This window comes from Desulfovibrio sp. (assembly GCF_014803725.1).
Taxonomy (GTDB): Bacteria; Desulfobacterota; Desulfovibrionia; order Desulfovibrionales; family Desulfovibrionaceae; genus Desulfovibrio.
Map to the genome: position 1 here is coordinate 24,116 of NZ_JAAVBE010000038.1, position 22,653 is coordinate 46,768.

A 22,653-nucleotide genomic window follows, 5' to 3' on the forward strand; every position below is an offset into this window, starting at 1 on the left:
GAAAAGGTGACACGATGGCTAAAAATTCGTTGGAAAACATCCTCTTTGGCAATGCCTGCATCTTGACCGCCACCATTTTCTGGGGCGTGAACTATCCTTTCACCAAGGCCCTGATCCCGGATTTTATGAGTTCCGCCGGCGTGGCCGCCTTCCGGGTCATGGGGGGCTGTCTTCTTTTCTGGCTGAGCTCTTTGTTCATCAAGGGTGATACAATTGAAAAACAGGATTTTTTAAAAATCGTCATTGGCGGCGCACTCGGCCTTTTTGGCTGTATCTATCTGTTCGTTATTGCGCTTGATTATGGAAGTGCCATTGACATCGCCATAATCATGACGCTTCAGCCCGCCTTCGTCATGCTCATAGAAATTATCTTCCTGCATCGCAGACCTGATTTGACAGAATATGCGGGCCTTGCCATTTCCTTCATTGGGGCCGCTCTTATCATTCTGACAGGCCATACGGGCACAAGCCATGCGAATGATCTTTTGCTCGGAGATTTTTTTGCTGTCTGTGCGGGCATATGCTTTGCCATTTATCTCGTGATCCTGCAAAAGCCCACGCAAAAGTACAAGCCCATCTCCCTCCTGCGCTGGGTATTTTTGTTCGCGGCGCTCCCGGGGCTTTTCCTTGTGCCCGATCTGCCTGCAATGGCCATTTGGAAGGCGGACGAGCTCGTTCCCTGGCTGGAGATCGGATTCATCGTTCTGTGCCCCACCTTTTTGGCCTACCTGCTTGTGCAACCGGCGAGCAAGGCGATAGGGTCCGTCCTCGTGGCGCTGTATCAGTACCTCACCCCTGTCGTGGCCGCTTTGGCGGCCATCTGGATGGGGGTAGATCACTTGCGCTGGGCGCAGGTGGTTGCCATGCTCGTCATCATTGCCGGAATGCTCCTGACCAATTGGGGCAAGATCCGCCAAAGGAACTGATACCTATCAGTGGCAATGCGGGCCACGGTATTTGGACAAAGCCGTGGCTCGCGCGTACGGATAAATGTCCCGAAACGGATTGTATCACCACAGGTCATGTCGGCCGGCAGGAATCGGCCCCGCACAACGCTGTGCCTCTGGGCCGCACTTCTCGGCGCAACTCTCCATCCGTCCCCAAAGCCCCACTTCCCCGCCGGCAGCCCCGGCACACTCCTGACAAAGCTCTGTCATCGCGCTTGCAGCCTTTGGGAGACCCTACGTGAAATGTTAAGCAGCGCGGTATATTGACCTGTCTTGCGGCAGGTCCATGCGGCTGCTTTCGCATCAGGAAAGAGTTTTCACAAAAAGACTGACGCCATGGAGCAACACTCGTATCCCAAGCGTTCTGAGGCGCCCAAGGCTTTTTGCCCTTCTTCCACCTAGCCCATGCGGGGCTTGTGGTCTTCATCCACGGCTTGCGGGATTTCGCCGTTCCCGCGTTGCTGCTCGAGAAATGCCCGGCGGTTTTCGAGCCGCCGCAGGACCTCGGCGGCCGGCAGCCCGAGCGCCCGGCAGATCACCAGAAAGGCGTTGAGACTGGGGAGGTTGGTCCGCGTTTCCAGAAAGGAGATGAAGGAACGGGCGCACTTCACCCGGTTCGCCAGCTCCTGCTGGGAGACGCGGGCTTCTTCACGGGCTTCTTGCAGAACTTGGGCAAAAGCTTCGGAAAGCTGGGGGATCTCAATCATCCCGCTAATCTGCTGTGGACTATTTCCATAGGCAATGTTCGCCTTGTATGATAGGTATATTGCCTTATTAACAAGGCGAAGAATAGGGGGCGTTCAGGTGCGCTCCATGTCATGGCGCCGTGCGGGGTCGTGGGAGCCTCATCCGTGCGGCTCTCGCTTCGCAGAGAGATCAGCCGCTTTATCCCGAGTGAGGAAGAAGCAGTGCTGGCCTTTCTGGCATGCTGGGTTCTTTTCAGTTGGGCCTCTCAAAAGGGCTCACGAGCCGGCCGAAATTTGATTCAAGAGCAAGGAGAGGGAAAAATGAGCAACGAGGTCTTTTTGGGGGTAATAATCGTATGTGTGCTCGGTGTGTGCCTCAGGATTTATTTATCAAGGATACCCAAGACCTCTCAATCCGCCATCAATCAATTTAAAGCTTCCATCCCAAAAGCATTTCATAATTATGTTTACTCTCTTGATGATACCGGGGTCGCCTTCGACCTGGAAAATGACCAGCTCCTTCTCCTGCAAGGTGGCCTGTGCAAGACCTATCCCCGTTCGGAAATCAGGGGGGCACTTCCAACGTGGAGGGTGCGAACCAGTGGAAGGCCGCGGGGGGAGTTTCGGTGACAGAGGCTTACCATATGGCGATGGACAACCGCAAAGAGCGGCAGAAGGCCTATAAACAAAGCGGGATCTTTGTAGAGGTGGCGGATATCGACCATCCTGTCTGGCAGATAAAATTTTCCGACGGTGACATGATGCGGAGATATTGGGAAATTTTCCGTCAATATCTGGAAGGGACGCTCAGGCCCCAAAGCACTTCCCAGTCGGGCCAGTAGGATACGTCAGCCCAGCCACGCTTTCTTTGTGGCGTGCGGTGGAGAGTAAGGAAGCGCCGGAACCGGCGCCCCAGCGGGAAAGGCTGGACGAGGACTTCTTTGCGGGAAGTCCCAATCCCCTCCCCATTTGCCGCAAGTGCCTGCACCAGTATGCGCTCGACGGCGCGGCCAGCGCGCAGCGCGGCGGCATGTAGGCGCGGCACGCATCCGCCGGAGGGATGCCCCGTCTGCCCGGGAACCTGTGGCCCGGCAGGCGGGGCCTGCCTGTCCCCATGTGTGAAAGCAAAGTGGGGGGGCGGCGTAAGAGCAGGGAGGCGCCCGGGAAAAATTTTTTATGTGCCGGATACTGTTGACGGAACTTCAATCATTAGTAAAATGCTGCAAGTGAAGCGGTGCGCCGTGCATGGTGAAGCGGGCGGCGCACCTGGTGGACGCATCCGCAGGGGCCTTTGCCAGCCGGCCTTGGCCGCAAGGGAGAAAGCGAAACATGGCTGCCTCATATAAGGATTATTACAAACTTTTGGGCGTGGGGCGCGACGCCAAGGCCGAGGAGATCTCCAAGGCCTATAAAAAACTTGCCCGCAAGTACCACCCGGACCTCAACCCCGGCAACAAGGAATCCGAAGAAAAATTCAAGGAGATCAACGAGGCCTACGAAGTCCTCAAAGATCCCGAGAAGCGCAAGCTCTACGACCAGCTCGGGCCCGACTGGCAGAATGCCCAGCATTTCCAGCAGAACGGCCAGGGCTTCGAGAACATGCACTTCAACTTCAACGGCCAGGACATGGGCGGGGGAGACTTTTCTGACTTCTTCGAAACCCTTTTCGGCGGTGGCGGCGCCCGCGCCAGCCGCGGGGGCAGCTCCTTCGGGCCCGACCCCTTCGGCGGCTTTTCGTCCCGCCCGCGGCGCGGCCGCGACGTGGAGGCGGAGCTGCCGCTCACCCTTGAGGAGGCCATGCGCGGCGGCAAGCGCAGCGTCACCCTCCAGATGCCCAAGGGCCCCAAGACCCTCGAAGTCAATGTGCCCGCCGGCATCCGCGACGGCGCCAAGCTGCGCCTCTCCGGCCAGGGCGACCCCTCGCCTTCCGGCGGCACGCCCGGCGACCTCTTCCTGCGCATCCGCTACGAGCCGCACCCGCGCTTCAAGGTCGATGGCGACAACATCCATTGCGATGTGGCCGTGGCCCCGTGGGAGGCGGTCCTTGGCGCCAGGGTGCCCGTGCCCACGCTTGACGGCGAGGTGGAGCTGAACATCCCCGCCGGGACGAGCTCCGGGCGCAAATTCCGTCTGCGCGGCAAGGGCCTGGGCGCCGCCACGAAGCGCGGCGACCTGCTCGTCAGGGTGATGATCCGGGTGCCCTCGGAGCTCACCAGCGAGCAAAAGGAACTCTGGGAGAAGCTGGCGGCAACCTCGACCTTCAAGGCGCGCGCCTGAGGCATTCGGCGTCAACGGCCGCGCCCCGCGTGAGCCGTATATCCCGAGGATGGAACCATGAGCATGACAAGAAAATCTTCTTCCCTGCCGATGCCGTCCAAGGTGCTCGCCTGGGAGGAGTTTGTCGAAGTGACCGGCGTCACGCCGGAGCATTTGCAGGAACTGCTTGCCCTGGGCTGGATTGAGACGCGCGTCAGCGCTTCCGAAGTCCAGATGTTCGAGGACGCGGACATCTATCGTGTGCGCAAGCTGGAACGCATTTGCGGCGATTTTGAGCTGCCCGTGGTGGGTGGCACCATCATCGTCGACCTGCTCGAGCGCATCGACCGCCTCGAGCGCATGGTGCGCGACCTGCACGGCCTGGAGGACTAGGCCCCTGCGGCGCAGGCTGCATGGGCGTTATACCAGATATGCCTGCCGCCCCGGCGCAGGGAAGCGCCCGCGCGGACAGGGTGGGGAGTTGTGTATGGATATCAACAAGTTTACGGAAAAAGCCCGTGAGGCCATCAGCGCGGCGCAGGCCATCGCCGTGGGCATGGGCCACCAGGAGACCGACTGCGAGCACCTGGCGCTTGCCTTGGTCCAGCAGGAAAAGGGCATCGTCAGCGCGGATCTTGAGCACATGGGCGTCCAGCCGCGCGCACTCGCCGTGGCGCTGGAGACCTCGCTGCGCAAGCGGCCCTCGGTTTCCGGCGGCGGCATGGACCCCAACAAGATCAGCGTCACCCCGCGCCTGATGAAGGTCCTCGGCGAGGCGGAGAAGGACGCCCAGCGCCTGCAGGACGAATTCGTCAGCGTGGATACGCTCTTCTTGGCCCTCACTGACGTGGAGTCCACGTCGCCCCTGGGCGAGGTCTTCAAGGAATACAAGATCACCCGTGCCACCTTCTCCAGGGCCATGGAAGAGGTGCGCGGCGGAGCGCGCGTGACGAGCGCCACCCCCGAAGACACCTTCGAGGCCCTGAGCAAGTACGCCCGCGACCTCGTGGAGGCGGCGCGCCAGGGCAAGATGGACCCGGTCATCGGGCGCGATTCCGAGATCCGCCGGGTCATCCGTATCCTCTCCCGGCGCACCAAGAACAACCCGGTGCTCATCGGCGAGGCCGGCGTCGGCAAGACGGCCATCGTGGAGGGCCTGGCCTTCCGCATCGTCAAGGGCGACGTGCCCGAGGGCCTGCGCGGCCGCAAGATCTACGCCCTCGACATGGGCGCGCTCATCGCCGGCGCCAAGTACCGGGGCGAATTTGAAGAACGCCTCAAGGCCGTGCTCAACGAGGTGGAGAAGAGCGAGGGGCAGATCATCCTCTTCATCGATGAGCTGCACACCATCGTGGGCGCCGGCAAGACCGAGGGCTCCATGGACGCGGGCAACCTGCTCAAGCCCATGCTGGCCCGCGGCGAGCTGCACTGCATCGGCGCCACCACGGTGGACGAATACCGCAAGTATATCGAGAAAGACCCGGCCCTCGAACGCCGCTTCCAGCCCGTGCTCGTGGAAGAGCCCACGGTGGAGGACGCCATCTCCATCCTGCGCGGCCTGAAGGAGCGTTTCGAGGTCCATCACGGCGTGCGCATCAGCGACTCGGCCATCGTCGAGGCCGTGGTGCTCTCCAACCGCTATATCCCCGACCGCCAGCTCCCGGACAAGGCCATTGACCTCATCGACGAGGCCGCGGCCATGATCCGCACCGAGATCGACTCCCTCCCGGCGGACCTCGACGAGGTGAACCGCAAGGTCATGCAGCTCGAGATCGAGCGCGAGGCCCTGCGCCGCGAGACCGACAGCGCCTCGCGCGAGCGCCTCGAAAAGCTCGAGAACGAGCTTGAAGAGCTCCGCAAGGAGCAGGAGGCCATGCGCAAGCAGTGGGAGAGCGAGAAGGGCTCCATCGACAGCGTGCGCGAAATCAAGGAGCAGATCGAGCAGACCAAGCTCGCCATTGAGCAGGCCGAGCGCGCCTATGACCTCAACCGCGCCGCGGAGCTCAAGTATTCCAAGCTGCTCGAGCTCGAGAAGAAGCTCGCCGAAGTTTCCGGCGAAAAGAAGGACGGCGACGGCCCCCGCTTGCTGCGTGAGGAAGTGGGCCCCGACGACGTGGCCGAGATCGTGGCCAAGTGGACGGGCATCCCCGTGACCCGGCTCCTCGAATCCGAGCGCGAGAAGCTGCTCCGGCTCAACGAGCAGCTTCATGAGCGCGTGGTCGGGCAGGACGAGGCCGTCACCGCCGTGGCTGACGCCGTGCTCCGCGCTCGGGCCGGCCTTGCGGACCCGGCGCGGCCCACGGGCTCCTTCATCTTCCTCGGGCCCACGGGCGTGGGCAAGACCGAGCTCTCCAAGGCGCTCGCCGAGGCGCTCTTCGATACCGAAGACAACATGGTGCGCCTCGACATGAGCGAATACATGGAAAAGCATTCGGTGTCGCGCCTCATCGGGGCGCCTCCGGGGTATGTGGGCTATGACGAGGGCGGCCAGCTCACCGAGGCCGTGCGCCGCAAGCCGTATTCCGTCATCCTGTTCGACGAGATTGAAAAGGCCCACCCGGATGTGTTCAACACGCTGCTCCAGCTTTTGGACGACGGGCGCCTCACCGACAGCCAGGGCAGGACGGTGGACTTCCGCAACTGCATCGTCATCATGACCTCCAATATCGGCTCCATGCACCTGCTTGACGGCATCGCCCTCGACGGCACCCTCAAGGAAGGTGCGCGGGAAAAGGTCATGGAAGATCTGCGCAACCACTTCCGGCCTGAATTCCTCAACCGCGTGGACGAGACCGTGGTCTTCCTGCCCTTGCGGCGCGACCAGATCGGCAAGATCGTGGAGTTCCAGCTGCGCCGGCTGCGCAAGCGCATGGAGGAGCGCAAGATCAAGATCCACATGAGCGACGAGGCGCGCGACTACATCGCCAACGCCGGTTACGACCCGGTCTACGGCGCGCGGCCGCTCAAGCGCTACATCCAGCAGGCCGTGGAGACCCCGCTCGCGCGGGAGATCATCAGCGGCAAGATCCACGACGGCGAGGAAGTGCATATCGAGGTCAAGGACGGCGAACTGGCCTTTGAAGCCAAGCCGCACAAGGACTGACGCAGGCGCGGCCCCACGGCCGCACGCCATGAAATGCGAAGGCCCCCGGCACTGCCGGGGGCTTTTGCGTCTGTAACTGGTGTGCGGCCTGGCGGGGGGCGCCCGGGCGCTTCGGGCTTCAGGCTCCGTCTTCCGCATCCCCGCGGGGGCCTTCGCGCCATTTGCGGTATTCTTCGCCCCAGGCGCCCACGGCGTCGAGCACGGGCCGGAGAGACAGGCCGATTTTGCTCAACCGGTATTCGACGCTTATGGAGCTGGCGGGATGCACATCACGGATGATGATGCCGTCCTCGTCCAGGGAGCGCAGGGTCGTGCTCAGCACCTTGTTGCTGATGCCGCCGAGACATGCCTGCAATTCATTGAAGCGCATGGCGCCGCCGGCAAGCTGCTGCAGGATAAGGAGCTTCCACTTGCTCCCGATCACGCTGACAGTCACCCCCACGGGGCATTTGGGCAAGCCGTGCCGTTCGGCCATGGGCTTGTTCCTCTACGAAGGCTGCGCGCGGCAACTTCGTCGCGCAACGAGTTTATCGTGCCCATTTCTGCCGGGCGTGTCAAAACGGTTACTGCGCAGTTACCTGGTGAGCGGCGCGCCATTCATTGCCATTTCTTCCGGGCGGCGGTAGAGCGGGTGAAAAAGGCTTTTTAGCCAGGGAGCAGGATATGGAAAAGCAGGTTGTGCTCATCGGGGCCAGCGGCTATGTGGGGCGCGCGATCTTGAACGAACTCCTCGAGCGCGGCTGGCATGTGAAAGCGCTGGTGCGCCATCCGCAAAACATCACCCTTAAAAATCCCGCGTTGAGCGTTGAAAAAGTGGATGTCAGCGATGAACAGGCACTTGCCGCCGCGCTTCAGGGCTGCCCCCTGGTGATCAGCTCGTATAATCCCGGCTGGACCAACCCCGATATTTATGAACACACGCTCAAAAACTATAAAAAGATCCTTGAGGCGGCCAAGGCCGCGCATGTGCGCCGGCTCCTCATTGTGGGCGGCGCCGGCTCGCTCTTTGTGGCGCCCGGGCTGCGGCTGATGGACACCGGCAAGGTGCCGGAAGCCATCCTGCCCGGCGTGCGCTCGCTGGCCGAGTTTTACCTGGGGGCGCTCACCAAGGAGGACGGCATCGACTGGGTGTTTTTCTCCCCGGCCGGCGTGCTCGGCAATGCGGACAGGACGCCCGGCGTCCGTACCGGCAGGTACCGGCTCGGCAAGGACGACCTCATCGTTGACGCGCAGGGCAACAGCTTTATATCTGTGGAAGACTACGCCAAGGCGATGGTGGATGAACTGGAAGAGGGCGCCCATCACAAGGAGCGCTTCACCATCGGCTACTAGCCGCATAACCGGGGCTTTCCGAGATGGCACTTCTTCAGAAGCCCCGCAAAACTCCCAGCACCATGCCCAAGACTCACGAGGATCAGGCCGCGCGGCTGGACAGGCTCATCGGCCTTTTGGACGGCCGCGTGGCGCCCCCGCCGAATGTGGCCGGCAAGCAAACGCTGCTGCGCGCCCTCATGAACCTGCATCCGGGGGAGGGGCTGCCGGCGGAGTTTTTTGCGTTGCAGGATGAGGAACTGGTCTCCCAGAAACGCTCCCGGGGCATCGTGGAGCTCTCGCAGATCCCGCCCTCGCCCGTGTTTCCCCATCTGCGCCTGTGGCGGGGCGACATCACCCGCCTTGCGGCCGACGCCATCGTCAATGCGGCCAACAGCCAGCTTCTTGGCTGCTTCCATCCCCTGCACGACTGCATCGACAATATCATCCACTCCCGCGCCGGCCTTCAGTTGCGCGCGGAGTGCAGAAAGCTCATGCAGGCGCAGGGGCACGAGGAGCCGGTGGGGAGCGCGAAGATCACTCCGGCCTACAACCTGCCGGCCCGATGGGTCATCCACACGGTCGGCCCCATTGTGGAAGGGGACGCGCCCACGCCGCGACAATGCCGCGAGCTCGCCGCCTGTTATACGGCGTGCCTCGACCTTGCCCGGCATTATGGACTTGAGTCGCTGGCTTTCTGCTGTATCTCGACGGGCGTTTTCCATTTCCCGAACGCGCTTGCTGCCCGCATCGCCGTGGAAACGGTGTGCGAGTCCCTGAGCCTGGCGCCGTTCGCCACCGTGATTTTTGATGTCTTCACCGACGAGGACGAGCAGCTGTACAGAAAATTGCTGGGGTATTGAATGGACGCGCTGCGAAGGGTCTCAGCCGCGCTCGCCAAGGCGCCGGCCGTGCTCATCGGCGGGGGCGCCGGCCTCTCCGCGGCCGCGGGCATCGACTATTCAGGGGAGGGGTTCCGGCGCGCCTTTGCGGACTATATCGCTCGCTACGGCTTCAGCGACCTGTATTCTTCGGGCTTTTACCCCTTCCCTACGGAAGAAGAACGCTGGGCCTACTGGGCGCGGCATATCGAATATACGGTGCTCGCTCGCCCCGCCATGCCGCTCTATCGCCGGCTGCTCCGGCTAGTGGACGACAAGGAGTATTTCGTCATCACCACCAACGTGGACGCCCAGTTCGAGAAGGCCGGCTTTGCCAGGGATTGCCTCTTCGTGGTGCAGGGCGATTATCGGGAGATGCAGTGCGCCCGGGCCTGCCATCAAAAGGTCTACTCCAACATCGAAGCGGCGCAAAAAATCCTGGCGGCCGCGCATGACCTGACCATCCCGTCGGAATACGTGCCGCACTGCCCGGTCTGCGGCGGTAAAATGGAGATGCACCTGCGGGTGGACAGATATTTTATCGAAGACGAGGCCTGGCACCGGGCGGCGCAGCGCTATGCAGCGTTTTTGCACACCTATGGCAGGGGGGAGATCGTCCTTCTGGAAATGGGCGTGGGCTTCAATACGCCGACCATCATCCGCTTCCCTTTTGAAGAACTGACCATGGCCGACCCGCAAGCCCTGCTGGTGCGCATGAACACGGAACCGGCACCCCCGCGATTGCCCATCCAGGCCCGCACCGTCAACATCGAGGCGCCGATACCCGAAGTTGTGGATGCTCTGCTGGCGGCAAAGCAGGAAAACGCCGCCACCTGAGCCGGTGTCGCCAGGCCCGGCTTCACGCGCGGCAGGGGGATTCATTCCAGAAGAGTACCGGGCAAAGGCTGTTCACGCACGAAAAAAGGGTGTTTTGCTGTTTAAGACGGCAAAACACCCTTTGGCGAAGTCTTTCCCCCGATGCGGGGGGCGGCGTTCAGAAGCGGCAGAGCTGGGCGGCCGGGATGATGGCGAACTTGTGGCGGCTCAAAAGCTCCACCGCCTCGTCCACCTTGTCGAAGCGGAAAATCATCACCGCCCGGCCGTGCTCCCGCTGGATGAAGGCATACATGTATTCCACATTGATGCCGTTCTTTGAGACGAGCTGGAGCACGCTGTCGAGGCCGCCGGGCTCGTCCGGCACCTCCACGGCCACAACGCTCGTGCGCCCGAGCGTGAAGCCCTTTTCTTTGAGGACTTGTTTGGCCTTCTCATGGTCGCAGACGATCATCCGCAGGATGCCGAAATCCGAGGTGTCGGCCAGCGACAGCGCACGGATGTTGATGCCGGCCTCGGCCAGGGTGTGGATGACCTCGGCGAGGCGCCCGGCGCGGTTCTCAAGAAAAACAGACAGTTGCTCGGCCTTCATGGCGCGTCCTTTCAGGGCTTGCGGGTTCAGGCCTTGTGACTGTCGTCGTGGCCGGCGGGGCTTTTCTTTTCCTGCGCGGTGATGTCGATCTCATCGGGCTCGGACGAGGCGCGGCGGAAATTCCTGATGGCCCGGCCCAGTCCCCCGCCGATTTCGGGCAGCTTCTTGGCGCCGAAAATCAGGAGCACGATGAGCAGGATGAGCAGGATCTGGTTGGGGCCGATGCTGAACATGCGGAAGCCTCCGGCGGTGTTTGCGGTATGTGGCCAGCCTTCCACAAACCATACGGGGTCAGCGGGCCGAGGTCAAGGTGCCCTTGCGCGGCGCGCGGCTTTTGGCGCGGCCCGCGGGCGCGGCAGAGGCAAGGCGCGTGCCCGCGAGGGCGGCCTGAACTTTTTTCGGGTCACGGGGCGCGCTGAAGCCGGCCTCAAGTATCTGGCGCGCCGCGGCGTCCCGCTGCTCCTTGTTGCCCGCGCCGAGCACCACGGCGAGCAGCCGGGTCTTGCCGCGTTGTGCCGTGACCACGAGATTGTAGCCCGAGGCCACCGTCCAGCCGGTCTTGAGCCCGTTGACCCCGTTCATGGTGCCGAGCAGCGCATTGGTGTTGCGCAGGGGGAGCCCGCGGTGCAGGAAATTGCGCATGCCGTGGAAGCGCATGGCCGAAGGATGCGCCTTGAGGTAGGCCTGGCAGAGCCGCATCATGTCGCGGGCGCTGGTTTTCTGCCCTGCGGCGGGGAGGCCGGTGGGATTTTTGAAGGTGGTGCGGCTGAGCCCGAGGCTGCGCGCCCGGCCATTCATCTGCCGCACGAAGGTGCGCGTATCGCCGCCAACGCGGCCGGCCACGGTCATGGCGGCGTCATTGCCCGAAACCACCGCCATGCCCGCCAGAAGCCGCACGAGCGGCACAGTGTCCCCGGCCTGAAGGTGCATGGAGGAGCCGCCTACCGACGCGGCCGCCGCCGGCACGCGCACCTTGGTGTCCAGCCGCAGCCGGCGCGCCTTCACGGCGTCGAGCGCGAGATACATGGTCATGATCTTGGTGAGCGAGGCCGGAGGTATGGGGCTGTCGGCATTTTTCTCATAGAGCACGCGGCCGGTATCCATGTTGACGAGGATGGCCGAACGCGCGGGCACCGTGGCGGCAAGCCCCGCGGCGGGCAGCAGGAGGCCGAGCAGCGACAGGAGCCAGAAGAGGCAGGTGGCGGAAAGGCGGGCAGGATACCGTCGCATGATCCCTCGGCCTAGGGCCGGTAATAACGGTTGGCTTCTTCCACGGACTGCATGGCAAAGGCCAGGAGCACGGGCCCGGCGATGAGGCCCACGGCCCCGAAGGCGGAGAGCCCGCAGAGGATGGCGAGGATGAGCACGAGGAAGGGCGCGTTGATGCCCTGGCGCAGAAAGAAGGGCCTGAGCACATTGTCCACCCCGGCCACCGCCACGATGCCCCAGAGCGCCAGGCCAACGGCCGCCATGGACTTGCCGCTGAACCACAGTGAAATGCAGAGAGGCCCCCACACCAGCGCCGTGCCCACCATGGGGATGGGCGCCACGAGCGTCGCCAGCATGCCCCAGAACGCGGGCTGGTTGACGCCGGCCACGGCGAAGCCCACGCCGCAGAGGGCGCCCTGCGCCAGCGCCACCAGCACGATGCCCAGCATGATGGCCTTGAGGGCGCGGTAGATGGCCGTTATGAAGCGGCCAAGCAATTCCTGGGGGATGTGGAAAATGCGGCACGTCACCTTGCGGATGCGGCGCGAATAGACGGTGAACAGCACCGTCAGCGTGAGGAAGAGGAAGGCCGTCCACAACACGGTCATGGTGCCCCCGAGAAAGCCGAAACTCCGGCTCACGAGCATGCCCACCGCATCGCTGAACATGGTGTCGAGGTTGTCCACCACGTCATTGAGCGCCTTTTCGATGCTCGGATATTCCGCAAGGCTGCGGCGCACGGCATGGATGTATTCCAGCCAGTTGGGGGGAAGCTGGAAATTGTTGGCCTGAAGCTCCCGCAGGCGCGCGAGCCCGGCCACCGCCTGCGGCGACACGAGCAGCGCGAGCACCGCGATGGGCGCGATGAGCGCGGAGAGGATGACGGCCACATAGCCGCCGAGGGGCACAAAGCTCGAAAGCGCCAGCAGGAACCTGCGCCAGCGCGAATCCGGCATGCCATGCTCAAGGTTCATGCGCCAGGCGCCCGTGCCCTGCCTGAGGCGCCGGTAAAGGGGCACTGTCAGGCACGAGAGGCAGGCCGCCATGAAGATGGTGATGGGGTTGGGCCACAGCAGGAGGTAGAGCGCCAGCGCAGCCAGCAGATAGAGGAGACGCGGCAGCGGAAAGGTCATGGGCATTCCTTGGAAAGCAGAAGGAGCGGCGGTAAAATGCGCCTGGGCCGACGCAAAGGGCGGCGCCCTCGTGAGGGCCGCGGCCCCGGGTCGCAGTTTCCTTCGGGAATGGAACTATCTACCAGCCTTGGCCCGGTCTGCCAAGTCTTTGGTCCCGCAAAAGGGGAGCATGGCGTCAGGAGGCGCAGAGCGGCGCATACGGGCACCAGCGGCAGTGCGCATCCGGGCGTGCATCGAAGCGCGGCGCGTGCTCCATGTGCCTGAGCAGGAGCGCCAGCGCGAGCTTGCAGTCGGCGCGAGCGCTGGCGAGTTCGTCGTCCAGCAGGGGCCCGAAGAGGGGATGTTCCTTGCCCTGAAAGCGCAGCTCCACGAGGGCCGCATCGCCCACGGCGTCGCCCTCGCGGGCCTCCAGCAGGGCCACATAGGCCGGGAGCTGCATGCTCGGCAGCCGTTCGCGCAGGGCTTCAAAAGCGCCGTCGAGTTCGGCCATGGTCTCCGCATCAGGCGCCCCGCCCGCGCTGTCCACCCGCGCGCAAAGCTCGGCCGCCCGGGCGAAGAAGGGGCTGTCCGTCCAGAGGCCGGGGTCGTGGCGCTTGATGCCGCCGGTCTTGTAATCGAGCACATGGAGGAGGCCGTCGCGCCGGTCGAGGCGGTCGATGATGCCGGTAAAGGCGTAGGGGCGCCCGGCGAGGATGAGATCGGCGTCGATGCGCCGCTCCAGGGCAACGATTTGGGTCTCTTCGGGCTGGTGCTCCAAAAATTTTTGCAGGCGCACGGGCACGGAGGCTTCGAGCATGAGGCAGGCATCTGCCGGGAGCAGCCGGCGCAGGCCGGCCTGGGCCATGGCCTCCTGAAAACAGGCGAGGGCCTGCGCCCCGGTGATGTCGCCTTTCCTGACCGTCTTGCCGAGCCACGGGCCATACAGGGCGCGCAGGGCCGCGTGCAGACAGGTGCCCACGGCGGCGGGGTCATCGCCCTCGTTCACCTCCTGCCGGGGCTTGAGGCGGCACAGGGTCTCCCATACGAAGCGCAGGGGGCAGTCGAGATACGCATCGAGCCTGGTGGCCGAGAGCGTCCCCCGCAAAAAGGCTTTCATGGCCGCGTCGAGCCCGGGTGTCCGTGCGAGGGAGACTGGCTCGGCCGGGCTTTGGCGCACCTCGCAGGCTGCCGCGCGCAGGGGCGCCGTGCCGGGCGTGAGCAGCGCGCCGCGCTCCTGCTCCGCCTGCCAGAGAAAACCCTCCACAAAGCGGCTGCGCAGCTTCTTGCCGTCAAAAAGCGCGGAATGGCTCACGCCTTCCTGCCAGTAAAAATGGGCCTCGCGGGCGCTGGCGCACAGGCGGTGCAGGGTATAGGCCGCCACGCGCTCGCGGCGCCGCGCGTCCGGCAGGCCGAGCACGGCGCGCAGCGAATCCGGCAGGAGCGGATCCTGTGCGGGATTGCCGGGCAGCACATCGTCCGTGGCGTCCACCACAAAAACGCGGTCGAAATGCAAGAGGCGCGTTTCCAGCATGCCGAGCACCTGCACGCCCACCAGCGGGTCGGCCTCAAAGGGGATGCGCTCGCGCTCCAGCAATTGCCGGGCAATGCCGTAGAGCAGGGCCGGCGGAAAGACCTCGCCGGCGAGGGCATTGTGCGCGAGCTCGGGCGCCACGTGGCGCATGAGCCGGAACAGCGCCTCGGCATCCAGCGGAAAGCGCCGCCACACATCTCCCCCATAGGCGAGCAAAAAGCCATGGATGCCGCCGAGCCACGCCGCAAGGCCGGCCGTGGTATCGGCCTCATGCAGGGCGCCGACAGTGGTTTCAAGGCATTCGGTCAGGAGCGCGGCCAGCGTTGCGGGCAACTGCTGCCGGCACTCTTCGAGGCAGGCCGGAAGATCCACATAGCGGCTCCCGGTGCGGACGAGGGCCTCCATACGGCGCAGGCCGTCGCGCAGGGCAAAGACCTCGCCGTCAGACGCGCGCGTCTCAAGCATGTTGAGATACGGATGCCTGAGCACATGCAGGAGCGAGCGCCAGTAGCAGCGACCGTCTTCGGCGCGGCCTTCCTCCAGCGTGAAGAGGGCGTCCAGCAGGCGGAAAAGCGGCGAGCGTGCCAGCGGATAGCCCATGGAAACATTGACATCCTTTTCCGGCAGGTGATGGAGCACGGGCAGCAGCAGTGCGCTGTCCGTCAACACCACCGCCGTGGAGCCGCCCCCCGTGTGGCGGAGGTCATGGGCCAGGGCCTCCAGTTGGGAATGAAGGTCATAGCCGGCGAAGAACTCCCGGCGCGGCTCGTGGCCGGCCTCCGCTTCGGTCAGCGGCACAGCGGGCTCGGCCCGCGCATGCCAGCGCCGCAGCCACGCGCCCTGTTCCGCACAGGCCCAATGCGGGGCGCCCTCAAGCACGGTCGGGTCGGTATGCAGGCAGACATGGGCCCCGGCGCGCCACAGGGCGCGGAGCAGGGTCTCTTCCGTGCCGCTGAGTACGGAGAAGCCGGCGATGAACACGGGCCGTTCCGCGGCCGGCTGGAGCAGCGGCGGGATGCGTGCCGCGCCCCGGGCCGCCAAAAATTGCTCAAGGCCCGGGGTGGTCCAGCCGCGTTCTTCGAGTGCCGCGCGCCAGGCCCGGCTGATGCGGCCAAGGGCGCCGAGCAGGGCGGCCGCCGGCGCCGTGACCTCGCCTTCAAGATGGGCGAGGTCGGCTGGCTCCACCCCTTGGATAAAGAGTTCTTCCAGCAGGGATGCGAGGCGCAGCCCCCAAGGGAGAAAGCGGGCCATGTCCATCTTCGCGAAGCGCGCTTCAAGGGCCGCATCCTCCCGCGCGAGGCCGCGCACGCATTGGTGGAGCAATGCCCCCTGATCCAGCGGGTTGGCGGCCATTTTCGCCGCGCCCTGCGCACGCGCCCGCCACAGGGCCACGAGCTCGCTGAAGGCGACGGTCTTGGGCAGCAGCCCGGCGTAGCCGCGCTCCTCAAAGATGCGCACGATATAGCGCCACGGCCGCTGGTGCGGCACCACGATGAGGGCCTTGCCAGGCTGGCCGTGCGTGAGCTTTTCCACCGTGTCCACAAGGTCGGGGAGGAAGGGCCGCTGCCACGGAAAGATGAGAAAGGGCTGCGCGCTCATGGGCGGCCCTCCGGGCTTGTGGATGCGGCGCCGGGCGCCGCCGGGGGCAGGAGGCTCCCGCATTCGGGCACAAGTTCCGAGAGCGTATCGGCCGTCACGAGCTGGAAGCGCTGAAGGTCAAGGTAGACGAGCAGGCCCAGGGTCTCGCCGCTCTCGGGCTCCGCGGCCAGATTTTCCATATAGTTGCGCACCTGGCGCGCATGCTCCGGGGCCGGCTGGCCGCTCTTGTAATCGATGACGAGCGTTCCCCATGGTTCGCGCACGAGAAGGTCCACCCGCAAGAGCCGGCCGTCGGCCGTCATCAGCGGTTGCTCCGGCCGCCCGTGCGCGAGCCAGCCGGCTGCCCGCGGTTCGGCCGCGAACCACGCAAGCGCGTCCACAAGACCGGCTCTGAAGGCGGCCTCCTGCGGCACCGGCGCCTCGCTGGCCGCCAGGGCGGCTGTCACCGCGGCCTCGGCATCCTGCCGGGGGTGGCCGGAGCAGGCGAGCCGTTCAAGGCAGAGGTGGAGCAGGGTGCCCCGGTCTTCGGGCCGGAAGACCACGGAGGAAAGCGGATTGCGAAAGATCTTCAGCCGCGGCAGCCACTGCATGGGGCGCCAGCTTTCGCCGGCTTCGTCTGCCTCGCTCACGGGGGGCGCCGGCGAGGCCAAGGGGGCCTCACAAGCGGCAGGAGGAGCTTCGGCGCTGTCCGCTGCCCGTTCCTCCACCATGGCAAAGCCCGGCTCGCCGAGGTCGAAGGGCGGCTCAAGCCCCGCTCGGGCCCAAAGCTCGTCCAGCGCGCTCCCGAGTTTGGAGATTTTTTCAAGGCCCGGCGTGCTCGTGCGGAAAATATGGAGCTCGTCCCGGGCGCGGGTGAAGGCCACATAGAGCAGGTTCAGGCTTTCGCAGGCCTGCGCCGCAAGGTATTCCTCGTGGTGCGCCCCGCTTGTCTTGCCGCCGGGCACGGCCAGCCTCAGCCCCTCGTACTCGATGACATCGGTATATTCCGAGGGCCGGCCGGCGAAGCTCGTCCACGGCACCATGACGCAGGGCGCCGCGAGCCCCTTGGCCTTGTGGATGGTCATGACGCGCACGGCGTCCATGCCGCCGGGCATGGGGGCTTTCTCCTCGCCGCCGCGGCTGCGCCAGTGCTCGAGAAAGGCACCGAGCGAGGCAAGGCCCTTTTCCTCCGCGTTTTGCAGCACTTCGAGAAAGCGGCGCAAAAAAGTGCGCTCCCCGGGGAAGCGCGCCTCCGCCTCAAGGCGCAGCATCCACTCCCGCGTTGCGTCATAGGGCGTGAGCAGGGCCGATTGCGCATGGAAGGGCGCGAACAGCTGCTCCCAGATGCGGGGCCACGCCCGGCGGAAGCGCTGGAAGAGCGGGCTTGGCTCTTTTTGCGCGCACCAGTCGTGGAGTTCTTCCACCGTTAGGCCGCCGGCCAAAGGGTGCCCCAGCACGAGCGAGCCCGTGAGCACTGTCCAGAAGGCGATGTCGTCCTCGGGGGCATCCAGAAAATCAAGAAAGGCGACCAGTTGGGTGATGAGCGGATGCTCGGCGAGCAAAAGGCTGTTCTCCGTGATGACCGGGATGCCCTCGCGCGCCAGCGCTTCGGCCACGAGACGCCCTTTCTCGTTGCTGCGCACGAGCACGAGGATGTCGGAAAGCGGGCGCCGTGGGAGGATGTCGTCCTTCAGCAGCTTGCACAACCGGGAAAGCACGGCCTCGTCGAGCTCGTCCGAGAGGTCGGCCTCGATGCGCTCCACATGCACAAAGCCACCACCGGCCCCGGCGGGGCATTCCTGTTCCGCCCCGGCAAAGGCTTCAGCCAGGCGTCGGGCACCCGTGTCAAGCTGCTCCTTGGCCAGCTTGGGAAGCAGCAGTTCCAGGATGTCGCGCGCGCAGTCCATCTCCCCCAAGGGGGCAAAAAGGCTGTTGTTGTGGGCGACGATCTGTTCCCGGCTGCGGCGGTTATAGGGCAGGCTCTCTGTGCCGGACGCGGTGAGGCGCGTGAGCTCCGTATCTTCCAGGACGGCGTTGAACAGGGTCGGGTCGCCGCCGCGCCAGCTGTAGATGGATTGCTTGATGTCCCCGACCCACGTCAGCGAGCCCCCGCGGGCGAGGGCGTCGGCCACCAGGGGCCGCAGGGTCTCCCACTGCTCGCGGCTCGTGTCCTGAAATTCATCCACCAGAAAATGCGTGAGCCGGGAGCCGAGCCGGCAGAGCGCGTCAGAAACGCCATGGTCGCCCGAAAGGGATTCGGCGGCCCAGCGGGGGATGAGGATGCCCGGGATGCCGCCTTCCTGTTCCCGGTTGAGGAAGAAGGCAGCCACGAGCGTCTGCGCGAGACGCACGAAGGGCGCGCGCCGAAGCGCCGGCAGCAGGACGGCGCGGGCCTCGCGGCAGCGGAGCGCCGCTTGCGTGAATTGCGAGTGCGGGGCCACGAGCGCAGCGGGGACCTTGCCCTTGAAGAATTTTTCGGGCTCTGTGGCCACGGCCGTCTTGAGCTCGCATTTGCTCAGGTCGCCGTCGGCGATGGCCGAAACGATGCGCAAGGGCTCCTTTTTCCATTCGATGCCAATTTCTTCAGCCACGGCAAGCAGTTGGCGCGCCAAGGAACGGACATTTTTTTCAGAAAGTTCAAGTTTTTCTTTAATTTCATCTTCCCCGGCTACCCCGTCGAGGTGGCCGCGCAACACATCGTCAATGACGAGCCTGAGCTGCTGGCGCAGCTTTTCGCCCACGAGAAAGCCCTTGCTGTCCTCGCGGTTGGCGAGCGCCCGACAGGCGGAGCGCAAAAGCCCGCGCATGGCCGGGTCATCGCGCCAGGCGCGGTCGAGCACGAGGTCATAATACGGCGTGAGCGCTTCCTCGGTGGCGAAGACCGGCTCGAAATCCGGGGCCAGCCCCAGGTCGAGGGCCGAAGAGCGGACGATAAGGTGGAGCAGGCTGTCGATGGTGCGGATATTGAGGGCGCTCATATCGCGCAGAATGGCGTCCACCCAGCGGCGCGCCTCCTCGGGGGCGAAGGGCACGCCCTCGTCGGGAGCGCCGAGCGCCGCCTCCTTGAGGCGCCTGAGCACGCGCTCGCGCATTTCCGCGGCGGCGGCATTGGTGAAAGTGACGGCGATGATGTCGCGCCAGCTGTGGCCCGTTTCGGGCGCAAGCGCACAGGACGCGGAAGCGCGCCCGCCGTCCGGCCCGCAAGCGGCCAGCCGCTCAAGAAAACGCCGCGTCAGCTCCCAGGTCTTCCCGGAGCCGGCGGAGGCCTGTATCCGGCACAGGCCGGGCTCTTGGGCTTTCTTCATGCGGGCGGCAGCATGCCCTTGAGCATCCCCTGGCCGGTGGATTCCAGCACGGCGCGCCAGAGGTCGGAATAGATGTTCAGGCGGCGCCTTGTGCGCGTCACCAGTTGGAGCGGCAGGTGGACATACCGCTCCTGGATCTTGGCCACCACCATGTCCGTGCGGCCGGCCATGGCGGCATGCACGGCATATTGCCCGAGGAAGCCGCAATACACCTTGTCGGCGGCCTGGGCCGGCACCGAGCGGATGATGTAGCTCGGGTCGATATACTTGATGGAATGGGGCAGCTTGTGTTCCTTCAGGTAGCGCGAGATCTCCATTTTCAAAAGGTCGGCCACATTGCCGAGCACGCGGTTGCCGGAGGCGTCGGTTTCGGTGTGGTGTGCGAGCAGGTGCTGGCCCGCGCCCTCGGCGGTGACGATGACACAGTGCCCGCGGTCGCGCAGGCGCTCCTCCACGGCCGGGAGCAGCCCGCCGGGCCCTTCGAGGGAGAAGGGCGCCTCGGGGATAAGCACGAAGTTCACTTCCTTGAGGGCAAGGGTAGCCTGGGCGGCGATGAAGCCGGATTCGCGGCCCATGAGCTTGACAAGGCCGATGCCGTTGGGCGTGCCGCAGGCTTCTGTATGGGCGCACTCGATGGCTTCCGTGGCTTTGCACACCGCTGTCTCGAAGCCGAAGGACTGCGGGATGTAGTTGATGTCGTTGTCAATGGTCTTGGGGATGCCGATGACCGAGATCTTGAGCCCGCGCTGGCGCACTTCGGCGCTGATGGCCATGGCGGCCTTCATGGTGCCGTCGCCGCCGATGACGAAAAGGGCGTTGACATTGCTGCGCTCAAGGGTGTCCACGATCTGGTCCGCGGGCTGCGGCCCGCGCGAGGAGCCGAGGATGGTGCCCCCGAAGAGGTGGATGTCGGCCACCCGCGACGGCGTGAGCTCCATGGGCGCGTGGCCGTACTTGGGTATGAAGCCCTCCAGCCCGTAGCGGATGCCGAGGATGGACGGCACATGGTAGGCGTGGTGCGCCTCCATGACGATGGCGCGGATGACATCGTTGATGCCAGGGCAGAGTCCGCCGCAGGTGACGATGGCGCACTTGGCGCGCGACGAGTCAAAATAGAGCTTCTGCCTCGGGCCCGCCGCCTCGAAGGAGGCGCGGCAGGGCTCGGTGGAGCCGTCGCCCAGTTCGCCGTCGATGACCACCTGGATCTTTTTATTGTCGGCCCAGGTGCGGTAGGGAAGATGCGATTCCAGCTTGCAGGGGCCCAGGGTGGAAATGGCCGTGTCCAGCGCGCATTTTTCCATGGTGTTCCTCGCACATCCTGACGCTGAGTTTTTGTTTTTTTGAAGTAAAACCTTAAGATTTTGGGCCTGCGCCGGCAGGCGCCCAGCCCTTGTGTATTGGGCAAAAATCGGGAGCCAGACTTCTTGGGCGCTGCGCCGGAAATCTCTCCTAGTCCGTCGCCCCCTCGGCCGCCTGTGCGGCCATGGCGGCGATGGCGAGCGCCAAAAAGGCGTCCAGCTCAAGGCCGGCATCGGCGCACTGGCGGATATTGTCGCGGTTGACCGAGGCCGCGAAGGCCTTGTCCTTCATCTTTTTCTTGATGCTTTTGGGCTCCATGCCGTCAAGGCCTGTGGGCCGCATCCGCGCCGCCGCGCTGATGAGGCCGGTGACGGTCTCGCCGCAGCGCAGGGCATAGTCGAGGCGGCTTTTGGGCGCGCAGCCCGTCATTTCGCCATTGTGGGCGCGGATGGCGGCAAGGCAGGGCTCGGGGAGCTTGCCGGCCAGAAGCTCCGCCCCGTCAAGGCCGTGCCGCTCCGGCTGTTCGGCCGTTGCGGGATAATCCACATCGTGGAGCAGCCCGGTCAGCGCCCACAGTTCTTCGTCCTCGCCGAAATGGCGCGCCAGCGCGCGGAGCACCGCTTCCGAGGCGAGCGAATGTTGGAGCAGCGCCGGGCTGAGCCCCTGCTGCGCCAAAAGTTCCAGAGCTTCACTTCTTTTGATCATGATGCCCTCGCTTGAATAGGGTAGTTTACGGCACCGCCCGGCCGTTGACAAGTGCGGCGCAGCCCCCCGGTGTTGACAGGCGCCGCGATATGGCCGAAACATAGCCGACAAGACCCGGCGCCCCATGGGCTGCCGGCACCCGCAACTGCTCTAGCCACATCGGAAAATGTCCATATTCGGTATTCGCTACCACGCGCTCGGCCAGACGGAGTACTATTCCGCGCCGGATGGCTGCAAGCCCGGCGACCAGGTGCTCGTCGAAGCCGACCAGGGCTCGGCCCTCGGGGAGGTCGTTTCCGGCCCCATCGCGTCCCTGCCCGGCTCCTCCGAGGCGGATCTGCCCGTCATCCTGCGTATGGCCAACGCCGAGGACAAGGAAACCGGGCGCCGCAACGAGGCGCTTGCCCGCGAGGCCATGCGCTTTTGCAAGGAGCGCATCCGCGAGCGACGGCTGGACATGAAGCTCGTGGACGTGGAGATTTTTTTCGACCGCAGCAAGTTCATTTTCTATTTCACCGCGCCGGTGCGCATCGACTTTCGCGAGCTCGTCAAGGACCTCGTGCGCGAATACCGGGCGCGCATCGAGCTTCGGCAGATCGGCGTGCGCCATGAAACGCAGATGCTCGGCGCCGTGGGCAATTGCGGCATGGTCTGCTGCTGCCGGCGCTATCTGCGCAAGTTCGCCCCCGTGACCATCCGCATGGCCAAGGAGCAGAACCTGTTTCTCAATCCCGCCAAAATCTCCGGCATCTGCGGGCGCCTTCTTTGCTGCCTCTCCTACGAGCAGGAGAATTATGAGCGCTTCCATCGCAATTCCCCGCGCCCCGGCAAGAAGTACCTCACCTCGCGGGGCCCGCTCAAGGTTTTGCGGGCCAATATGTTCCGCAATTCGCTCTCTGTGCTCACCGAAGAGAACGAAGAAGTTGAACTGACACTTGAAGAATGGCAGGAGCTCGACCCACGGCGCCCGGACGCCGCGCCGGCGCCGGCCCCCGAACCCAGGCATCCCGGCGAAAAGGGGCGGCGGGAGCCGGCGCCCCCGCATTCGCGCGAGACCGGGCGCGACAGCGAGCCCGCTTCAGCGGCGCCCGAAGCGGACGACGCTGACCTCAGCCTGGATGCAGAAACGGAGGAACCGGGCGTCAATCCCGCCTTGGAGCGCGCCCCGCAACGGCGAGGCCGCAGACACCACCCTGCGCATGCCGCCGCTGGCGCACGCCCCGGCGGCCGGCCGCATGGTGCCGGACGGGGCGCCGCCGCCCCCAAAGATGCACGCCACCCGGGCGGCAAAGCATGATGGAGCC

The 22,653-nt window shown here is 64.8% G+C and carries 21 protein-coding genes; 11 read left to right on the forward strand and 10 right to left on the reverse strand.

The features are described 5' to 3' along the window. The first annotated feature begins 14 nt into the window (after nucleotides 1–14). Nucleotides 15–926: an EamA family transporter gene (locus tag HDR50_RS12165; protein ID WP_291358540.1), complete on the forward strand. Its 912-nt coding sequence runs from the start codon at nucleotides 15–17 to the stop codon at nucleotides 924–926. A 419-nt stretch (nucleotides 927–1,345) separates the two neighbouring features. Here the strand turns inward: HDR50_RS12165 and HDR50_RS12170 are convergent, their stop codons facing one another. Continuing rightward, complete coding sequence (locus tag HDR50_RS12170; RefSeq protein WP_291358541.1) at nucleotides 1,346–1,654, reverse strand: helix-turn-helix transcriptional regulator; 309 nt, start codon at nucleotides 1,652–1,654, stop codon at nucleotides 1,346–1,348. A gap of 300 nt (nucleotides 1,655–1,954) precedes the next feature. Here HDR50_RS12170 and HDR50_RS12175 point away from each other — a divergent pair, with 300 nt between their 5' ends. The 6 genes from HDR50_RS12175 (at nucleotide 1,955) to clpB (ending at nucleotide 6,992) form a co-directional block, all read left to right on the forward strand. Then, the gene (locus HDR50_RS12175; RefSeq protein WP_291358543.1) at nucleotides 1,955–2,263 is read left to right on the forward strand and encodes a hypothetical protein; all 309 of its coding nucleotides are present in this window, start codon (nucleotides 1,955–1,957) and stop codon (nucleotides 2,261–2,263) included. A 14-nt stretch (nucleotides 2,264–2,277) separates the two neighbouring features. Then, nucleotides 2,278–2,475 carry a hypothetical protein gene (locus tag HDR50_RS12180; RefSeq protein ID WP_291358545.1) on the forward strand — a complete coding sequence of 66 codons (198 nt, stop codon included), beginning with the start codon at nucleotides 2,278–2,280 and terminating at the stop codon, nucleotides 2,473–2,475. A gap of 38 nt (nucleotides 2,476–2,513) precedes the next feature. Next, nucleotides 2,514–2,669: a hypothetical protein gene (locus tag HDR50_RS12185; RefSeq protein WP_291358547.1), complete on the forward strand. Its 156-nt coding sequence runs from the start codon at nucleotides 2,514–2,516 to the stop codon at nucleotides 2,667–2,669. Nucleotides 2,670–2,962: 293 nt separating this feature from the next. Beyond that, on the forward strand, nucleotides 2,963–3,910 hold the full coding sequence (locus tag HDR50_RS12190) for a J domain-containing protein (RefSeq protein WP_291358549.1): 948 nt from the start codon (nucleotides 2,963–2,965) through the stop codon (nucleotides 3,908–3,910). A 57-nt stretch (nucleotides 3,911–3,967) separates the two neighbouring features. Next, the gene (locus tag HDR50_RS12195; protein ID WP_291358551.1) at nucleotides 3,968–4,282 is read left to right on the forward strand and encodes a chaperone modulator CbpM; all 315 of its coding nucleotides are present in this window, start codon (nucleotides 3,968–3,970) and stop codon (nucleotides 4,280–4,282) included. A gap of 94 nt (nucleotides 4,283–4,376) precedes the next feature. Then, the gene (clpB, locus tag HDR50_RS12200; RefSeq protein ID WP_291358552.1) at nucleotides 4,377–6,992 is read left to right on the forward strand and encodes an ATP-dependent chaperone ClpB; all 2,616 of its coding nucleotides are present in this window, start codon (nucleotides 4,377–4,379) and stop codon (nucleotides 6,990–6,992) included. Nucleotides 6,993–7,110: 118 nt separating this feature from the next. On the opposite strand, the gene HDR50_RS12205 is transcribed toward clpB, so the two are convergent. Beyond that, nucleotides 7,111–7,467, reverse strand: a complete 357-nt coding sequence (locus HDR50_RS12205) for a helix-turn-helix domain-containing protein (protein ID WP_291358554.1) — start codon at nucleotides 7,465–7,467, stop codon at nucleotides 7,111–7,113. Nucleotides 7,468–7,655: 188 nt separating this feature from the next. On the opposite strand from HDR50_RS12205, the gene HDR50_RS12210 reads away from it, so the two are divergent. The 3 genes from HDR50_RS12210 (at nucleotide 7,656) to HDR50_RS12220 (ending at nucleotide 10,021) form a co-directional block, all read left to right on the forward strand. Continuing rightward, nucleotides 7,656–8,324, forward strand: a complete 669-nt coding sequence (locus HDR50_RS12210; protein ID WP_291358556.1) for an NAD(P)H-binding protein — start codon at nucleotides 7,656–7,658, stop codon at nucleotides 8,322–8,324. A 62-nt stretch (nucleotides 8,325–8,386) separates the two neighbouring features. Next, nucleotides 8,387–9,166 (forward strand): protein-ADP-ribose hydrolase, encoded by a 780-nt coding sequence (locus tag HDR50_RS12215; RefSeq protein ID WP_291358558.1) that lies wholly within the window; start codon nucleotides 8,387–8,389, stop codon nucleotides 9,164–9,166. After that, entirely contained in the window at nucleotides 9,167–10,021 is an 855-nt protein-coding gene (locus HDR50_RS12220; RefSeq protein WP_291358560.1) for a Sir2 family NAD-dependent protein deacetylase, read from the forward strand. A 157-nt stretch (nucleotides 10,022–10,178) separates the two neighbouring features. On the opposite strand, the gene HDR50_RS12225 is transcribed toward HDR50_RS12220, so the two are convergent. From HDR50_RS12225 to HDR50_RS12260, 8 genes are all read right to left on the reverse strand, one after another. Next, a complete protein-coding gene (locus HDR50_RS12225) occupies nucleotides 10,179–10,610 on the reverse strand; it encodes an ACT domain-containing protein (RefSeq protein ID WP_291358561.1) in 432 nt (143 codons plus the stop codon). A 26-nt stretch (nucleotides 10,611–10,636) separates the two neighbouring features. After that, nucleotides 10,637–10,843 carry a twin-arginine translocase TatA/TatE family subunit gene (locus tag HDR50_RS12230; RefSeq protein WP_165077507.1) on the reverse strand — a complete coding sequence of 69 codons (207 nt, stop codon included), beginning with the start codon at nucleotides 10,841–10,843 and terminating at the stop codon, nucleotides 10,637–10,639. A 58-nt stretch (nucleotides 10,844–10,901) separates the two neighbouring features. After that, a complete protein-coding gene (locus HDR50_RS12235; RefSeq protein ID WP_291358563.1) occupies nucleotides 10,902–11,840 on the reverse strand; it encodes a D-alanyl-D-alanine carboxypeptidase family protein in 939 nt (312 codons plus the stop codon). An 11-nt stretch (nucleotides 11,841–11,851) separates the two neighbouring features. Then, a complete protein-coding gene (locus HDR50_RS12240) occupies nucleotides 11,852–12,952 on the reverse strand; it encodes an AI-2E family transporter (RefSeq protein WP_291358564.1) in 1,101 nt (366 codons plus the stop codon). Between the two features lie 175 nt (nucleotides 12,953–13,127). Beyond that, complete coding sequence (locus tag HDR50_RS12245; RefSeq protein ID WP_291358565.1) at nucleotides 13,128–16,061, reverse strand: PD-(D/E)XK nuclease family protein; 2,934 nt, start codon at nucleotides 16,059–16,061, stop codon at nucleotides 13,128–13,130. After that, complete coding sequence (locus tag HDR50_RS12250; RefSeq protein WP_291358566.1) at nucleotides 16,058–19,345, reverse strand: UvrD-helicase domain-containing protein; 3,288 nt, start codon at nucleotides 19,343–19,345, stop codon at nucleotides 16,058–16,060. The genes HDR50_RS12245 and HDR50_RS12250 overlap by 4 nt, the downstream gene beginning before the upstream one ends. Continuing rightward, entirely contained in the window at nucleotides 19,342–20,646 is a 1,305-nt protein-coding gene (locus HDR50_RS12255; protein WP_291358567.1) for an ATP-dependent 6-phosphofructokinase, read from the reverse strand. Before HDR50_RS12255 ends, HDR50_RS12250 begins: the two co-directional genes overlap by 4 nt. Nucleotides 20,647–20,794: 148 nt before the next feature. Next, the gene (locus tag HDR50_RS12260; RefSeq protein WP_291358569.1) at nucleotides 20,795–21,349 is read right to left on the reverse strand and encodes an HD domain-containing protein; all 555 of its coding nucleotides are present in this window, start codon (nucleotides 21,347–21,349) and stop codon (nucleotides 20,795–20,797) included. Nucleotides 21,350–21,515: 166 nt separating this feature from the next. Here HDR50_RS12260 and ricT point away from each other — a divergent pair, with 166 nt between their 5' ends. Next, a complete protein-coding gene (gene ricT, locus HDR50_RS12265; RefSeq protein ID WP_291358571.1) occupies nucleotides 21,516–22,646 on the forward strand; it encodes a regulatory iron-sulfur-containing complex subunit RicT in 1,131 nt (376 codons plus the stop codon). Nucleotides 22,647–22,653 lie beyond the last annotated feature (7 nt).

Coding starts and splice junctions, on each gene's coding strand:
- HDR50_RS12165 (WP_291358540.1), top strand. CDS start 15: ATGGCTAAAAATTCGTTGGAAAACATCCTCTTTGGCAATGCCTGCATC.
- HDR50_RS12170 (WP_291358541.1), bottom strand. CDS start 1,654: ATGATTGAGATCCCCCAGCTTTCCGAAGCTTTTGCCCAAGTTCTGCAA.
- HDR50_RS12175 (WP_291358543.1), top strand. CDS start 1,955: ATGAGCAACGAGGTCTTTTTGGGGGTAATAATCGTATGTGTGCTCGGT.
- HDR50_RS12180 (WP_291358545.1), top strand. CDS start 2,278: ATGGCGATGGACAACCGCAAAGAGCGGCAGAAGGCCTATAAACAAAGC.
- HDR50_RS12190 (WP_291358549.1), top strand. CDS start 2,963: ATGGCTGCCTCATATAAGGATTATTACAAACTTTTGGGCGTGGGGCGC.
- HDR50_RS12195 (WP_291358551.1), top strand. CDS start 3,968: ATGAGCATGACAAGAAAATCTTCTTCCCTGCCGATGCCGTCCAAGGTG.
- clpB (WP_291358552.1), top strand. CDS start 4,377: ATGGATATCAACAAGTTTACGGAAAAAGCCCGTGAGGCCATCAGCGCG.
- HDR50_RS12205 (WP_291358554.1), bottom strand. CDS start 7,467: ATGGCCGAACGGCACGGCTTGCCCAAATGCCCCGTGGGGGTGACTGTC.
- HDR50_RS12210 (WP_291358556.1), top strand. CDS start 7,656: ATGGAAAAGCAGGTTGTGCTCATCGGGGCCAGCGGCTATGTGGGGCGC.
- HDR50_RS12215 (WP_291358558.1), top strand. CDS start 8,387: ATGCCCAAGACTCACGAGGATCAGGCCGCGCGGCTGGACAGGCTCATC.
- HDR50_RS12220 (WP_291358560.1), top strand. CDS start 9,167: ATGGACGCGCTGCGAAGGGTCTCAGCCGCGCTCGCCAAGGCGCCGGCC.
- HDR50_RS12225 (WP_291358561.1), bottom strand. CDS start 10,610: ATGAAGGCCGAGCAACTGTCTGTTTTTCTTGAGAACCGCGCCGGGCGC.
- HDR50_RS12230 (WP_165077507.1), bottom strand. CDS start 10,843: ATGTTCAGCATCGGCCCCAACCAGATCCTGCTCATCCTGCTCATCGTG.
- HDR50_RS12235 (WP_291358563.1), bottom strand. CDS start 11,840: ATGCGACGGTATCCTGCCCGCCTTTCCGCCACCTGCCTCTTCTGGCTC.
- HDR50_RS12240 (WP_291358564.1), bottom strand. CDS start 12,952: ATGACCTTTCCGCTGCCGCGTCTCCTCTATCTGCTGGCTGCGCTGGCG.
- HDR50_RS12245 (WP_291358565.1), bottom strand. CDS start 16,061: ATGAGCGCGCAGCCCTTTCTCATCTTTCCGTGGCAGCGGCCCTTCCTC.
- HDR50_RS12250 (WP_291358566.1), bottom strand. CDS start 19,345: ATGAAGAAAGCCCAAGAGCCCGGCCTGTGCCGGATACAGGCCTCCGCC.
- HDR50_RS12255 (WP_291358567.1), bottom strand. CDS start 20,646: ATGGAAAAATGCGCGCTGGACACGGCCATTTCCACCCTGGGCCCCTGC.
- HDR50_RS12260 (WP_291358569.1), bottom strand. CDS start 21,349: ATGATCAAAAGAAGTGAAGCTCTGGAACTTTTGGCGCAGCAGGGGCTC.
- ricT (WP_291358571.1), top strand. CDS start 21,516: ATGTCCATATTCGGTATTCGCTACCACGCGCTCGGCCAGACGGAGTAC.